This window comes from Streptomyces sp. NPDC057136, from assembly GCF_042670885.1.
Taxonomy (GTDB): domain Bacteria; phylum Actinomycetota; class Actinomycetes; order Streptomycetales; family Streptomycetaceae; genus Streptomyces.
The window spans coordinates 17969-31921 of the sequence record NZ_JBHUUV010000007.1 but is presented as its reverse complement, the minus strand read 5'-3'; the positions used below and the strand labels follow the sequence as shown (position 1 = coordinate 31921).

Genomic DNA, 13953 nt, shown 5'->3' with positions numbered 1-13953 from the left:
CAGGGGAAAGCATCGGGGCAGGGGTCATCACAACACGTCCTTCGCGTCTTTCGCGGAGCCGCGGCGTACACACACGGGCTCCTCGTGACCGGCTCCCCCGACCTGTCACCGTGCGTCAGGGAGCGGAACCGGCATGCCTGTCACGGGCGCGTGCACGCGAACCGCGCGCACGTCCCGGAAGCCGCCCGGCAGGGTCAGTGGGCGGATGAAGGCCGGACGGAGAAGCCGTGTGGGGGCGGGCCGCGCAGGGAGAGGCAATGCAGCAGCAGAAGGCCCTGTAGACGGCGTCCCGGCCGGCGCCGCGTGCGCCATCGCGTGACCGGCCCTGCGGATGACCCAACAGTCCACAGCCGCCAGGCCGTTCGCAGCGGTGCGCAGACGAACAGGGCGAGGGAACGGCCGAGTTGAACGAAGGCCGTCTCGCCGCGCCACAGCCACCAGCCGCAGACCAGCCCGGCGATCAGGTGGGCCGCCGCCATACCCGTCGTGAGCACGGACCCGTCGAAGGCGGCCACCAGGGCCATCGGGTCGGACGGACCGTCGCCCATCGACTCGTGGGCCGAGTGGGCAGAGTGGGCCGAGTGGTCCATCGCGCCGGAGTGACGGACAGCCGATGCGTGGCCGGCCATCGACGCCGGAGCGGACGGGAGCGAGCTGAAGAAGGCGTGCAGTGACACCTGGCCCAGGGCGCTCGCCGCCACGACGCCGGAAGCGGTCCGTTCCCTGCCCGCCAGCCACCACCCGGCGCCGGTCACCAGCAGCAGGGCGGACCCCAGGACGGGAAGCGGAAGGGACCCGCCGGACATGTGGGCATGCCCGAGCCCGGACACGGCGACGCACACGACCGCGAACATCACGGCGCGTACGAAACGGAGTGCGGGTCCGGCCTCCATGACCGCCATCGTGCCAGCGCCACCCGCCCTCGCGAGAAGACCATCAAGTCCTCAAACAACCGCAGTTGACCGACTATCAGCCGATACGAGCACCGCGTGATCCATGTCACACGAAACCCGTGGGAACTTTCCGCACCCCGTCCGCGACTGCTCCAACAACGCACCCCCGCACGCCTGGTGGCCCGGGACCGTACCCGCCGCACCGCCGACGCGACTGAAGAGGCCGCACGATGAAGCCGTCCCCAGCGCCACCCGCACCGGAACCCTCCGAGGCCGACGCCTCCGCCGTCACCCCCACGACCGGCACCGGCGACCGGCAGCCGCGCCCCACCCTGCGCTCCGATCTCCGCGCCTCCCTGCCCGACGGACTGGTCGCCCTGGCCGTGACCGGGGCCGTCTTCGCGCTGCTCTACGTCCGGATCAAGGCCAAGACCTCATCGACGGTCTCCGTCATGCCGTTCATGGCCGACGCGGGCGGCTTCTGGATGTACTTCCTGAGCCAGGCTTTCGGCTGGTCAGCACTGCTCTGGGCGTGGGGCACCATCGTCCTCGGTCTGCTGCTCTCCGGCCCCCGGCCGCGCCGGCTCCCGCTGTCCGGCCCCCGCCTCGAACGCCTCCACCGCACCACGAGCCTCAATACGATGGCTCTGATCGCGGCTCATGCCCTGCTCTTCGCCGCCGAGCTGATACGCCACGACACCGCACGCTGGCACTCGGCCATCGCCACCGCCTTCATGGAGGCGTTCGTGCCGGGCGGGTACGACTCCGGCACCGGCCGGATCGCCATTCCCGTCGGCCAGGCCGCGCTGTACCTCGCGATACCGCTCGGCCTGCTCTTCTACGTCAGGCACCGCATCGGCCCCAGGACCTGGCGGGTCCTGCACCGTTGCGTGATCGTCGTGTACGTCCTGAGCGTCTGGCACACCCTGCTCTACGGGACGAACGTCTGGTACGACGGGTGGTTCCGGACCAGCATCTGGCTCCTCCAGCTCCCGATCGCGGCCCTTCTGCTTCTGCGGCTGCTGAGGCCCGCACGCCGCTCGGAGCGCCTGCCCCGGCCCGGCACCGGGTCTCCGGCGGGCTGGACCCTGCGCCTGACCGGGCGGCTGGCGGTCGCGGGCATCGCCGTGGCCGTACTCGCGGTCGTACTCAGCGGGCACGACGGCGGCCGCGCCGTTCCCCCCGACGACACCTCCTCCACCCACAACCACGACTAGGGCCTGTCCGGCGGATCAGGGTCGGACAGGACGCGGCGTCTGGTGCGGCGCATCGCACCCCAGGACCTGTCCAACCCTGGCCCGGACGGGCGTGCGTCCCGGGCGGCCTCCGCCGTACGGCCGTAGCGTTCGGACCGTGCCCCACCGCCACCCCCGGACCCTGGAGGGAACCATGACCGCCACCGACCTTCCCGTGATCGCCGCAGTCGACGGTTCCGCGCACAGCCGGCAGGCCCTCGACTGGGCCGCCCAGGAGGCGCTTCGGAGGCAGCTGCCTCTGATGATCGTGCACGTCCGGCCGCCGACCCGGCGGATGAGCCAGGAGTCCCAGCTCCGGGAGGCCGAGGAACTGCTGACGGAGTCCGTACGGCGGACCGCTCTGCTCGCCCCGGAACTGCACCCGTCGACCCTCGCCCCGCTGGACTTCCCGGCGGCGGCGCTGATCTCGCTCAGCCAGGACGCGTCGATGGTCGTGGTGGGCTCGCGCGGTCTGGGCGGCTTCCGTTCCCTCATGATCGGCTCCAACAGCCTGGCGGTCGCATCGATGGCGGCGTGCCCGGTCGTCGTCGTCCACGGCGAGAGCGGCGAGGAGGACGAGGAGGCGGCGGAGGCGTTCCCGGACATCGTCGCGGGAGTGGCTGCCGACGAGAGCAGTGGGGCGGTGCTGGAGTTCGCCTTCTCGACGGCCGCGACCCGGCCCGGCGCCCGGCTGCGGCTCGTGCACGGATGGACGATGTTCTCCTCCATGCTCTCCGGCGGCCCCGTCTTCGACCGGGAGGCGGCGGCGGGTGCGGCGGAGCGGAGCCTCGCGGAGGTGACCGCGGGCCGGCAGGAGAAGTACCCGCAGGTGGAGGTCGTACGCGAACCGGTCAGCGGATCGGCCTCGCGCACCCTGGTCACGGCCTCGGGCACCGCGGCGCTGACCGTCGTCGGCCGGCGCAAGGGCGGCGAGGACCTCGGTCTCGGCCTCTCCCCCGTCGCCCAGACCACGGTGACGCACGCACTCGGCCCGGTGGCCGTCGTCCCCTGCTGAACAGGCGGCCGGTCAACGGCAGTTGTCGGCCGCCCGGCCCGACGGGTCGTTGCAGGCCCCTTGGCCTCACGGGTCCGGTGGCCGAGACTTGGCCGATGACACAGCGCGTGGCTCTGGCAACGGTGATGGACCAGCTCTCGATCGATGCGGTGATCACCGGCTATGCGGTGGCGGTGGACGACGGCGCGTGGGAGGACTACCGCGCCCTGTTCGTGCCGGACGGCCGCGCGGACTACCGGAGCGCGGGCGGCATGGAGGGCCCGGCCGCCGACGTCTCGCGGTGGCTCGCGGAGACCATGCGGCTCTTCCCCCTCCGTCAGCACCTGATCGTCAATCGGCGGCTCGACCTCCAGGATCTGGGCGGCTATCCCGGCGACCACGCGCAGGTGCGGGCCGACTACCTGAACCCGATGCGTCTCGACGCGGGCGGCCAGGACGCGGCCGCGGGCGGGGAGACGGCACCGAACTTCGTCTCGGGCGGCCGCTACGCCTTCGACCTGCTCCGCACGGAGCCGGGCTGGCGCATCCGCTCCGTCGTCGTCCACGAGAAGTGGCGGCGCATGCCAGGCTGATCCGGCCGGCCCGGACCGCCCCGGTGACGCGCCCGTACGCACAGGCCCGCTGTCCGCCCCGGACGCTCTCCTCCACACTGGGATCACAGCCTGACCATGCGGCGATACGGACATCGCTCACCAGGCAGGACGAGGAGGGCGCGGCATGGGCATGCGGATCGGGCGAGCCCCGGCGGGCCGGGTTCCTGACGACCGGCCGCCTGCCGACGCGCACTCCGCGGGCAGGCCCCCCGCCGGCCGACGGGAGCGGGGCGCGGCGCTGCTGCGGTCGCCCTGGGGGCGCGGTGCCGCGGCCCTGCTCGCGGGCGCCCTGCCCGCCCTCGCGTTTCCCGAGCCGTCGCTGGGCTGGTTCGCGTACGTCGCGCTGGTGCCCTGGCTCCTGTTGATCCGCTCGGCGCCCACGCCCCACCGTGCCGCTCTCGACGGCTGGCTGGGCGGGACCGGTTTCGTCATCGCCGTACATCACTGGCTGCTGCCGAACCTGCATGTGTTCATCGTCGTGCTGGCGGCGCTGCTCGGCCTGCTGTGGGCGCCCTGGGGTCTGCTCGTGGCCCGGCTGCTCGGCGGATCGCCGTCGGCCTTGCGCTGCGCGGCGGCCGTCGCCGCGGTGCCGTCCGGGTGGCTGATGATCGAGCTGGTGCGGTCCTGGGAAGGGCTCGGCGGCCCCTGGGGGCTGCTCGGGGCCAGCCAATGGGACTTCGCGCCCGCTCTGCGGGTGGCATCGGTGGGCGGCGTATGGCTGGTGAGTCTGCTCGTCCTCGCGGTGAACACCGCCGTCGTCCTGCTGCTCGTCTCGCCGCCGGCCCGCACGACGGCGGCCGCCTCGCTCGTGGTCTGCGCGCTGGCAGTGGGCGCGGTCTGGACCTGGGCGCCGCAGCCGGAACGCACCGGCCAGGTCCGGATCGCCGTCGTGCAGCCGGGTGTAGTGGAGGGCACGGACAGTGTGCAGCGCCGCCTGGCACGCAGTGCCGAGCTGACGCGCGGGCTCGCGGGCCGGGACGTCGATCTGGTGGTGTGGGGGGAGAGCAGCGTCGGCGTGGATCTGACGGGCAGCCCCGCGACCGCGGCCCGGATCGCGGAGCTGTCGCGCCGGGTCGGGGCCGAGGTGCTGGTCAATACGGACGCCCGGCAGACGGACGCCGCGGAGCGGACCGGAATCTTCAAGTCCGCGGTCCTGGTGGGTCCGGACGGACCGACCGGGGACCGCTACGACAAAATGCGCCTGGTCCCGTTCGGCGAGTACATCCCGTTCCGTTCGATGCTGGGCTGGGCCACCTCGGTCGGCAAGGCCGCGGGCGAGGACCGGCTGCGCGGGACACGGCAGGTGGTGATGGACCTGCCCGGCGCCGACGGGCCGCGGCTCGGACCGCTGGTGTGCTTCGAGTCCGCGTTCCCCGATATGAGCAGGCAGTTGGTGCGGGACGGTGCCCAGGTACTGATCGCCCAGTCGTCGACCTCGACGTTCCAGCACAGCTGGGCGCCCGGTCAGCACGCCTCGCTCGGCGCCCTGCGCGCGGCCGAGAGCGGCCGCCCGATGGTGCACGCCACGCTCACCGGCACGAGTGCGGTGTACGGCCCGCAGGGCGAGAGGGTGGGCTCACCGCTCGGTACGCACGCGAGCACCGCCGCCGTCTACGACGTACCACTCGCGACGGGCACCACGCTCTATGTGCGGCTGGGCGACTGGGCGGTGTACGCGGCGCTGGCGCTGCTGGCCGCCCTGGGCGCCTCCGAGGGGACGCGGCTTCTCAGGCGGCCTGCTCCAGGGCGTCCCGTACCACTCGCTCGCACAGCTCATGGGTCGCCAGAGCGTCCCGGGCGCTGAGCACCTTCCCGGCCCGGACCGCATCCAGGAACGACAGCACGCTCTGCTCGATGCCGCGCTGCCGGGCGACCGGCACCCAGTCGCCGCGCCGCCGCACGCTGGGCTGGCCCTTGTGATCGATGATCTCGGCGAGGTTGAGCACCTGACGCTTGGAGTCCTGTCCCGACACCTCCAGGATCTCCTCGGTCGATCCGTTGAGGCGGTTCATCATGCCGATCGCGGTGAAGCCCTCGCCGGACAGCTGGAGCACGACGTGGTGCATCAGCCCGTCGACGATTCTCGCCCGTACGACGGTGCTCTCGACCGGACCCGGCACCAGGAAGCGCAGGGTGTCGACGACATGGATGAAGTCGTCGAGCACGAGGGTCCGCGGGTCCTCGGGCAGTCCCACCCGGTTCTTCTGCATGAGGATCAGCTCGCGGGGGTGGTCGGCGCACTGTGCGTATCCGGGGGCGAGCCTGCGGTTGAATCCCACGGCGAGGCCGACGCCGCGCTCCTCTGCGAGCGTCACCAGCCGTGCGGAGTCGGCGTACTCGTAGGCGAGCGGCTTGTCGACGTACGTGGGGACGCCCGCTTCGATGAGACGCCGGGTGATCTCCGGGTGTACCGCTGTCGGGGCGTGCACGAAGGCCGCGTCGAGCCCTTGGGCGAGCAGCGACTCGAGGTCCGTGTGGCACTGCGCCGCCGGAATCCGGTGGGTCGCGGCAACGGCGGCCAGGGTCGCCGGGGTGCGGGTCTGCAGATGCAGTTCGACCCCGGGCAGTGTGCTCAGCACCGGCAGGTACGCCTTCTGCGCGATGTCGCCGAGCCCGATACAGCCGACCTTCACAAGGGTCTCCCTCGTCACTGTCATATGCGCGTCTTCGGTTCCGCAGCATACGTGCGCTGCGGCGGCCGCCAGTCGGCGATGCCGTCGAGGGTGCGCAGGACGAGTCCGGGTCCGAGGCCAGTGACGGTCGCCATGAGGCCGTCGCGGAGGGCGACGGCGGGGGCGCTGGACCACGCCATAAGCCGGGCGACCTGTGCCGACTTACGAGCTCCTGCACGGCATGCTCGCGCAACAGAACCGATATCGCGTGGCCGGGTCATGATCCATCGGCGAGTATGACCGGCATGACAACACCTGAACGAACCGAACCCGCCATCGACGCCGCCGAACGCCCGATGCTCGAAGGCTGGTTGGACTTCCACCGCGACACGCTGGCCTCGAAGTGCGCGGGCCTCACCGATACCCAGCTGCGGGAGGCGTCCGTCCCCCCGTCCGAGTTCACGCTCCTCGGGCTGGTGCGGCACATGGCGGAGGTCGAGCGCGGCTGGTTCCGCGAGGTGCTGGTCGGTGAGGACGTTCCGCCGATCTACGGAACGGACGAGGACCCGGACGGCGAGTTCCATCTCAGCGAGACGGACACCTGGGACGAGGCGCGTACGACCTGGCTCGCCGAGATCGAGCAGGCCAGGACGAACGCGGCGAAGTACGGGCTCGACGACCTGTCGGTCGGCCTGAGCCGCAGCGGCAAGCCCTTCAACCTCCGCTGGATCTACACGCACATGATCGAGGAGTACGCGCGGCACAACGGCCACGCGGATCTTGTCCGGGAGCGGATCGACGGCGCGACCGGCGTCTGAGCCACCCGGGCAGATCCGAGGCCGGGAGGCCGTGGCCTTGGAGACCGTGGCCGAAGGACGGGCGCCCGCATGCGCCCGGCGCCCGGCCCCCTGTTCCTGGGGCGTCTCCCGGTGTCGTCCCGCTGACCGGGTCACCCGTGCGGGCCAATCCCGGCCCACCGGCTCCCAACGAGCCCCGCGCACCAGCAGGGTTGGCGCGTGCATCGAACCAGAATCACAGTGAAGCTCCTGGTCGGGGTGGCTGTCACGGCCGTCTCCGGCTGCGTGTCGGTGGGGCCCCAGGCGGCCGTCCCGCCGCCCCGGCCCGAGACGAGCAGGCCCATCCAGGACGTGGCCCCGCAGATCGTGCAGCCACCCGTCCGGGAGTCCCTGGAATCCCTGCCGGACCCCACACCGTCCGCCTCCGCCACTCCGCCCGAGGCGCCTTCCGCGGCCGACCGTGCCGAGCCGCGCGCACCTCAGCAGCGCAGGCCCGCCCAGGCACCTACCCGGCGCGCACCGCACCAGGCTCCCCGTGTGCCTCCCGTCGGCGTACCGGCGGCACCCGACTCGTCTCTTACCGGGACGGACGTCTGCGCCCTCGGGAGGGGATACGGGGGCTGGCCCGCGGGCAGCGCCGAGGCGAGGATCTGCGAGGAGAGCTACGGCCACTGATCCGCTCATGTACCACTGAGGCCCGTCGCATCCGACGGGCCTCGGTGTCACCGGTCGCGCATCCGCTGCTCCAGCCGCCCGATGGCGGCGCGCACCCCTCCCCCGTACCCGTCGTGCGTGAGAACGTCGGCGGCGTCCCGCGCCCGGTCCAGGTGGAGCCGGGCCGCCTCGGGACGGTGGAGTTTCAGATAGTCCGCCGCGAGATTGAGATGCAGCGAGGGGTAGAAGGCGCGCACGGCGAGCGCGTCCTGGTGCCGGCCCACGCGCTCGTCGGTCAGGCCGTCCGCCGCGGTCAGCGCCCGCAGGTCCCAGGCCAGCTCGTCCCCGGGGTCGTCCTGCGTATCGGCCATGTAGTGCGCGAGGGTGCAGCGGTGCAGGGCGTCGCCGTCCTCGCCGATCTCCGACCAGATGACACCGAAGCGATTGCGGGCCTCTTCCCGGTCCCCGCCGTGGAGCAGCATGATCGCCTGGCCGATCCTGGTCATGAGAGCGTCCCGTGACGCCTCCTGCTGCTCTGACACTGCGGTCTCCTTCGCGCCCGTCCGGCCCGTTCCGGTCGTCCTGACGCTAGCCGCCGCGATGGAGAATCCCGCTCAGGCACGGACCCGGCCCCGTCGGCCGGGTCCGTGCACGGTCAGCGGGGCCGCGCGGTCAGCCGAGGTCGGGGATGCGCCAGTCGATGGCCTCATGGCCCTGGGCGGCGACCGCCTCGTTTATACCGGTGAACGGGCGGGAGCCGAACCACCGCTTCGCGGAAAGCGGAGAGGGGTGCGCGCCCTTCACCACGACATGGCGCTCCTCGTCGATCAGCGGGAGCTTCTTCTGCGCGTAATTGCCCCAGAGCACGAAGACGGCGGGGTCGGGGCGCGCGGCCACGGCCCGGATCACCGCGTCGGTGACCTTCTCCCAGCCCTTGCCCTTGTGCGAATTCGCCTCGCCGCCCCGGACCGTCAGTACGGCGTTGAGCAGGAGGACGCCCTGCTCGGCCCACGGCATCAGATATCCGTTGTCCGGGATGGGCAGGCCGAGCTCCGCCTGCATCTCCTTGTAGATGTTGCGCAGTGAGGGGGGCGTCTTGACGCCGGGCTGCACGGAGAAGCACAGTCCGTGCCCCTGGCCCGCCCCGTGGTAGGGGTCCTGGCCGAGGATGAGGACCTTCACCCGCTCGTACGGAGTGGCGTCCAGCGCGGCGAAGACCTGCTCGCGCGGCGGATACACCGGCCCCTTGGCCCGCTCTTCCTCGACGAAGTCCGCAAGCTCCTTGAAGTACGGCTTCTGCAGCTCTTCGCCGAGGACGCCGCGCCAGGACTCGGGCAGCAGGTCGGTGTCGGTCACGTCCACAACCTCCGGTAAGCAATCAGGTTCTTGACCACAGAACCTACCGGGGGCCACTGACAACGGGCCCGGCGAGCCCTACCAGCTGGTCTTCCGGTACAGCTCCCACATCTGCATGACCGTCTGCGGGTCCAGGGCCCGCTCGCCGCCGCCGATGTCCTCGCCCGCCGCGACGTACAGCTTGCCCTGCCACAGTGGCAGCAGCCGGACGTCCTCGACGAGGATCTGCTGCGCCTGTTCGAACTGCTTACTGACCGCGCCCCGGTCGCTCTCCTGCCGGGAGGACGGCAGCAGCTCGTTGGTGATCTCCGCGTTCAGGTACGGGGTGCCGGTGACGCTCTCCTTGCCCACGAAGGGGGCGATGAAGTTGTCCGGGTCCGGGAAGTCCGGGAACCAGCCACGTCCGAAGACGGGGTAATTCCCCTTCGTGAAACCTTCCTGGAAGGCCGTCCACGGCGCGCTCTTCAGCGTGATCTCGAACAGCCCGGACTCCTCCAGCTGACGCTTCAGCTCGGCGAACTCGGGAGCGGTCGAGGAGCCGTACCGGTCGGTCGTGAACCAGAAGGTCATCTTGACCGGCTCGGTGATGCCCGCCTTGGTGAGGATGGCCCTGGCCTTGGCCTCGCTGGGGTCGCCGAAGGTGTCGAAGAAGCTGGTGGTGTGACCGGCGATGCCCTTCGGCACCATCGAGTACAGGGGCTCGGCGGTGCCCTGGTAGACCTTGGCGACCAGGGCGTCACGGTTCACGAGCTGGGCGATGGCCCGTCGTACCGCGGGGTTCCCCGCCGCGGTGTCCTGCGGGTTGAAGACCAGGAACCGGATGTCCGCGCCGACCGTCTCGACGATCTGGAGACCGTTGTTGTCGGACTTCTTGTCCTCCAGGCTGACCACTTCCTCGGCGGTCAGACCGCGGTACGTGGCGTCGATCTCCTTGGCCTTCAGTGCCGCCACCATCGAGGCCGAGTCATCGAAGTACCGGATGGTCACGGCATTGTTCTTGCGGTTGGCGAAGCCCTTGTAGTCGGGGTTCTTCGTCAGCTCGGCCGTCTTCTTGGCCTTGTACGACTCCAGGAGGTACGGCCCCGAGCCGGTGACCTTCCCGTCGCTGCGGAGCTTGTCCTCGGGGTACTCGCTCGGCGGGACCAGCGACATCGCCGGAGTGGCGAGGATGAACGGGAACGTGGCGTCCGACTTGTTGAGGTGGAAGATGACCTCGTCATCCCCCTTCGTCTCCACCCGGTCCAGGGAGCCGAGCATGCCGAGGGGGCCACCCTTGACCTTGATCGTCCTGATGCGGTCGATGGAGTGCTTCACAGCCTCCGCATCGATCTTCTCGCCGTTGGAGAACTTCAGGTTCTTACGGAGCGTGCACCGGTAGGCCATGCTCGTTTCGTCGGTGAACGTGCAGGAGTCGGCCGCATCGGGCTCGGGACTCGTACTGCCCGTGGGGAAGCTCACCAGGGTCTGGAAGACATTCCGCATCAGCTCCCAGGAGCCGTCCCAGGCCGCGGCGGGGTCGAGCGTCGAGGGTGAGCTCGTCGTACCGACCGTTATCTGCTGATCAGTCTCGGAGCTGCTGTCGGACAGCAAACCGCAGCCGGCCAGCAATGACAGGGAAGCAAGGGCTGCAGCAGCCTGCAGACTGGCCCGGTAGAACACGTGCACGCTCCTCGATCAGCCATGGGTCGGCAGACCATACCGCAGTGCCCCATCGGGTCAATCCGCTGGCCCGACGGGGCACTTACGTCAATCAGGGCCAAATCCGCTCAGGCCGTCTCAGCCGACGCCCGCGTTCAGGAAGATCCCGCCGTCCACCACGAGCGTCTGTCCGGTGATCCAGTCGGACTGCTCGGAGGTGAGGAACGCCGCCGCGCCGCCGATGTCCTGCGGTACGCCGAGCCGGCCGAGCGGGTAGGCGGCGGCCGCCTCCGCCTCCCGTCCCTCGTACAGAGCCTCGGCGAACTTGGTCTTCACCACGGCCGGAGCGATAGCGTTGACCCGGACCACCGGCGCGAACTCGTGCGCCAGCTGCAGGGTCAGATTGACCATGGCGGCCTTGCTCATGCCGTACGCGCCGATGAAGGGCGAGGCGGAGATGCCGGCGACCGATGCGATATTGACGATCGCCCCGCCGTTGTCCTTCTGCCACGCCTTCCAGGTCTGCTGGGCGAAGCCTAGCGCCGAGATCACATTGGTCTCGTAGACCTTGCGGGCGACGTTGAGGTCGAGCTCGGCCATCGGGCCGAACACCGGGTTCGTACCGGCGTTGTTGATCAAGAAGTCGACCCGGCCGAAGGCCTCCATGGTGCGGGCGACGGCCGCCGCCTGGTGCTCCTCGTCGGCAGCCTTGCCGGGGACGCCGATCGCCCGGTCGGCGCCGAGCTTCTCGACGGCCTCCTTGAGCGCGTCCGCTCCCCGGCCCGTGATGCAGACCCGGTCGCCGCGGGCGACGAGCGCCTCGGCGATCCCGTAGCCGATGCCGCGGCTCCCACCCGTGATGAGGGCGACCCTGCCGCTGTCCTGCACAGTCATGTCCTTTGCCCTTCGGGTTAGTTGAGCGGTCCGCCGGCGACGTACATGACCTGGCCGGAGACGAAGCCCGCGTCGTCGCCCGTGAAGAAGGCGATGGCGTTGGCGATGTCCGCGGGGTGGCCCACGCGCTGTACGGGGATCTGGGTGGCCGCCGCGGCCTGGAACTCCTCGAAGCCCATGCCGACCCGGGCCGCCGTCTGGGCGGTCATCTCGGTGACGATGAAGCCGGGGGCGACGGCGTTGGCGGTGATGCCGAACTTGCCGAGCTCCTTGGCGAGGGTCTTGGTGAAGCCCTGGAGACCGGCCTTCACGGCGGAGTAGTTGGCCTGGCCGCGGTTACCGAGCGCCGAGGAGGAGGACAGCGACACGATCCGGCCGAACTTGGCGTCCACCATGTGCTTCTGGACGGCCTTGGCCATCAGGAACGCCCCCTTGAGGTGCACGTTCATCACGAGGTCCCAGTCGGACTCGCTCATCTTGAAGAGCAGGTTGTCACGGAGGACACCCGCGTTGTTGACGAGGATCGTCGGGGCGCCCAGCTCGGCGGCGACCCGCGCGACGGCGGCCTCCACCTGCGCACTGTCCGACACATCGCAGCCGACTGCGAGGGCGGTGCCCCCGGCGGCGGTGATCTTCTCGACCGTGTCCTTGCAGGCCGCCTCGTCGAGGTCGAGTACGGCGACGGCGCGGCCCTCGGCCGCCAGGCGCACTGCGGTGGCGGCGCCAATGCCCCGCGCCGCTCCCGTCACGATGGCGACGCGCTGCTCGGTGGTGGACATGCTTGGTTCTCCTCGCCCTTGGATCGCGGCTCAGCGGACGTGGGACATTCCCTGACAGAAAAGTTCCCGATGACTGAGCAACCGCTTAGTACCTTCAGCAGACGAGACGCTAGAAGCCCTGGCACCCGGTGTCAACGGCCCACGGGTGCAGGGGTGCATGTCACACTCGCCGACGCCGCGCCCGGACCCTCCCGCGCGGCGCCGCCGAGTGCCGGATCAGCGCACGAGCAGGTCGAGCAGCCGTTCGACCTCGGCCGCCGGATCGGTGGTGAGGCCGCTGTGTACGGCGCCGGGCTGGACGACCGTGGAACGCGGCGCGATCAGCCAGCGGAAGCGCCGGCCCGGGTCGTCGCCCGATGCCTGACCCGCCGCGTCGCCGCCGTCGCAGACCCCTTCCACGGCGCGCAGGGCGGCCCGCACGCCGACCACATCGGCCTGCGGGTCCAGCGCCGCGAGCTTGGCCTCGTCGAGGTGCGTACGGGCCGCGACGAAGGACTTCGCACGGCAGTACACCAGCACGCCCGCGTTGAAGCACTCGCCGCGCTCCACCCGGGGGACGACCCGCAGCACGGCGTACTCGAAGACATCGCGCTGGGTCATCGGCCGCCGTCCTTGCTGCTCTGCTCGTCGCTGCTCGCGGGCTGGGGGGCGAGGCGCTCGACGAGCCAGCCCGGAGCCTGCGAGGGCTTCGTCCTGGTCGGCGCGTCCAGCGTGATCCGCTCGTGAATGCTGCCGGCGCGCGCCAGCAGCGGTGCCACATAGGCCCGGCGCAAGGCGTCCGTCGAATCGAAGCCGGGCTCGTCGACCAGCCACTCGGCGGGTACGTCGGCGACGACCTCGGTGAGCAGCTCCTCGGTGACGAGCGGGGCCAGTTCGGCAGCGGCAGCCGCGATGTCCGGGCCGAAGGGCGCGAGGACATGGTCCGACGCGTTGTAGGGCTTGGCCGCCGAGGTCTGCGCCCCCGGCCAGTTGTGGTGCCAGATCATCGTGGCGCCGTGGTCGATCAGCCAGAGATCCCCGTGCCAGACCAGCATGTTGGGATTCCGCCACGACCGGTCGACGTTGTTGATCAGCGCGTCGAACCAGATGACCTTCCCGGCCTCGGCCGGCTCCACCTCGTACGCGAGCGGATCGAAGCCCAGCGAGCCGGGAAGGTAGTCCATGCCGAGATTCAGGCCGCCGCTCGCCTTGAGCAGCTCCTGGACCTCCTGGTCGGGCTCCGCGAGCCCGATGACGGGGTCGAGCTGAATGGTCACGAGCTCCGGGACACGCAGCCCCAGCCGTCGGCCGAGCTCCCCGCAGATCACCTCCGCCACGAGGGTCTTGCGGCCCTGCCCCGCGCCGGTGAACTTCATGACATACGTTCCGGAATCGTCGGCCTCGACAATGCCGGGGAGCGAGCCGCCCTCCCGCAGGGGCGTGACGTAGCGGGTCGCGGTGACTTCTGTGAGCATTTCCCCAGGCTATCGGGCCCGCCGCCAGGTCTT

At 70.7% G+C, this 13953-nt stretch carries 16 protein-coding genes; 6 read left to right on the top strand and 10 right to left on the bottom strand.

The genetic code is table 11. The features are described 5' to 3' along the window. Positions 1-194: 194 nt before the first annotated feature. Positions 195-893 (bottom strand): hypothetical protein, encoded by a 699-nt coding sequence (locus ACFT7S_RS11235; RefSeq protein WP_382729784.1) that lies wholly within the window; start codon positions 891-893, stop codon positions 195-197. 230 nt (positions 894-1123) lie between these two features. On the opposite strand from ACFT7S_RS11235, the gene ACFT7S_RS11230 reads away from it, so the two are divergent. The 4 genes from ACFT7S_RS11230 to lnt all read left to right on the top strand — a co-directional run bounded on the left by ACFT7S_RS11230 (position 1124) and on the right by lnt (position 5540). After that, positions 1124-2110, top strand: coding sequence for a ferric reductase-like transmembrane domain-containing protein (locus ACFT7S_RS11230; RefSeq protein WP_382729782.1), 987 nt, complete (start codon positions 1124-1126; stop codon positions 2108-2110). Between the two features lie 172 nt (positions 2111-2282). Beyond that, on the top strand, positions 2283-3143 hold the full coding sequence (locus ACFT7S_RS11225) for a universal stress protein (protein WP_382729780.1): 861 nt from the start codon (positions 2283-2285) through the stop codon (positions 3141-3143). A gap of 95 nt (positions 3144-3238) precedes the next feature. Beyond that, positions 3239-3715, top strand: a complete 477-nt coding sequence (locus ACFT7S_RS11220) for a nuclear transport factor 2 family protein (protein ID WP_382729778.1) — start codon at positions 3239-3241, stop codon at positions 3713-3715. A gap of 151 nt (positions 3716-3866) precedes the next feature. Beyond that, positions 3867-5540: an apolipoprotein N-acyltransferase gene (gene lnt, locus ACFT7S_RS11215; RefSeq protein WP_382730246.1), complete on the top strand. Its 1674-nt coding sequence runs from the start codon at positions 3867-3869 to the stop codon at positions 5538-5540. Here the strand turns inward: lnt and ACFT7S_RS11210 are convergent. Further along, a complete protein-coding gene (locus ACFT7S_RS11210) occupies positions 5464-6369 on the bottom strand; it encodes a Gfo/Idh/MocA family protein (protein ID WP_382730244.1) in 906 nt (301 codons plus the stop codon). The two genes, lnt and ACFT7S_RS11210, sit on opposite strands and share 77 nt — an antisense overlap. Before the next feature lie 20 nt (positions 6370-6389). Next, complete coding sequence (locus tag ACFT7S_RS11205; RefSeq protein WP_382729776.1) at positions 6390-6548, bottom strand: hypothetical protein; 159 nt, start codon at positions 6546-6548, stop codon at positions 6390-6392. Between the two features lie 105 nt (positions 6549-6653). Here ACFT7S_RS11205 and ACFT7S_RS11200 point away from each other — a divergent pair, with 105 nt between their 5' ends. Together ACFT7S_RS11200 and ACFT7S_RS11195 are read left to right on the top strand one after the other, a co-directional pair. Then, a complete protein-coding gene (locus ACFT7S_RS11200; RefSeq protein WP_382729774.1) occupies positions 6654-7166 on the top strand; it encodes a DinB family protein in 513 nt (170 codons plus the stop codon). A 198-nt stretch (positions 7167-7364) separates the two neighbouring features. Beyond that, positions 7365-7820 carry a hypothetical protein gene (locus tag ACFT7S_RS11195; protein WP_382729772.1) on the top strand — a complete coding sequence of 152 codons (456 nt, stop codon included), beginning with the start codon at positions 7365-7367 and terminating at the stop codon, positions 7818-7820. 47 nt (positions 7821-7867) lie between these two features. On the opposite strand, the gene ACFT7S_RS11190 is transcribed toward ACFT7S_RS11195, so the two are convergent. The 7 genes from ACFT7S_RS11190 to ACFT7S_RS11160 form a co-directional block, all read right to left on the bottom strand. Beyond that, entirely contained in the window at positions 7868-8341 is a 474-nt protein-coding gene (locus ACFT7S_RS11190) for a hypothetical protein (protein ID WP_382729770.1), read from the bottom strand. A gap of 130 nt (positions 8342-8471) precedes the next feature. Next, positions 8472-9155: a uracil-DNA glycosylase gene (locus ACFT7S_RS11185; protein WP_382729768.1), complete on the bottom strand. Its 684-nt coding sequence runs from the start codon at positions 9153-9155 to the stop codon at positions 8472-8474. A 78-nt stretch (positions 9156-9233) separates the two neighbouring features. Then, complete coding sequence (locus tag ACFT7S_RS11180) at positions 9234-10814, bottom strand: ABC transporter substrate-binding protein (RefSeq protein WP_382729766.1); 1581 nt, start codon at positions 10812-10814, stop codon at positions 9234-9236. 117 nt (positions 10815-10931) lie between these two features. Beyond that, positions 10932-11687: an SDR family oxidoreductase gene (locus tag ACFT7S_RS11175; protein ID WP_382729764.1), complete on the bottom strand. Its 756-nt coding sequence runs from the start codon at positions 11685-11687 to the stop codon at positions 10932-10934. A 17-nt stretch (positions 11688-11704) separates the two neighbouring features. Further along, entirely contained in the window at positions 11705-12466 is a 762-nt protein-coding gene (gene fabG, locus ACFT7S_RS11170) for a 3-oxoacyl-ACP reductase FabG (protein ID WP_382729762.1), read from the bottom strand. Positions 12467-12682: 216 nt separating this feature from the next. Continuing rightward, positions 12683-13066, bottom strand: a complete 384-nt coding sequence (locus tag ACFT7S_RS11165) for a DUF3037 domain-containing protein (protein WP_382729760.1) — start codon at positions 13064-13066, stop codon at positions 12683-12685. Next, positions 13063-13920 carry a HipA family kinase gene (locus ACFT7S_RS11160; protein WP_382729758.1) on the bottom strand — a complete coding sequence of 286 codons (858 nt, stop codon included), beginning with the start codon at positions 13918-13920 and terminating at the stop codon, positions 13063-13065. Before ACFT7S_RS11160 ends, ACFT7S_RS11165 begins: the two co-directional genes overlap by 4 nt. Between the last annotated feature and the right edge of the window lie 33 nt (positions 13921-13953).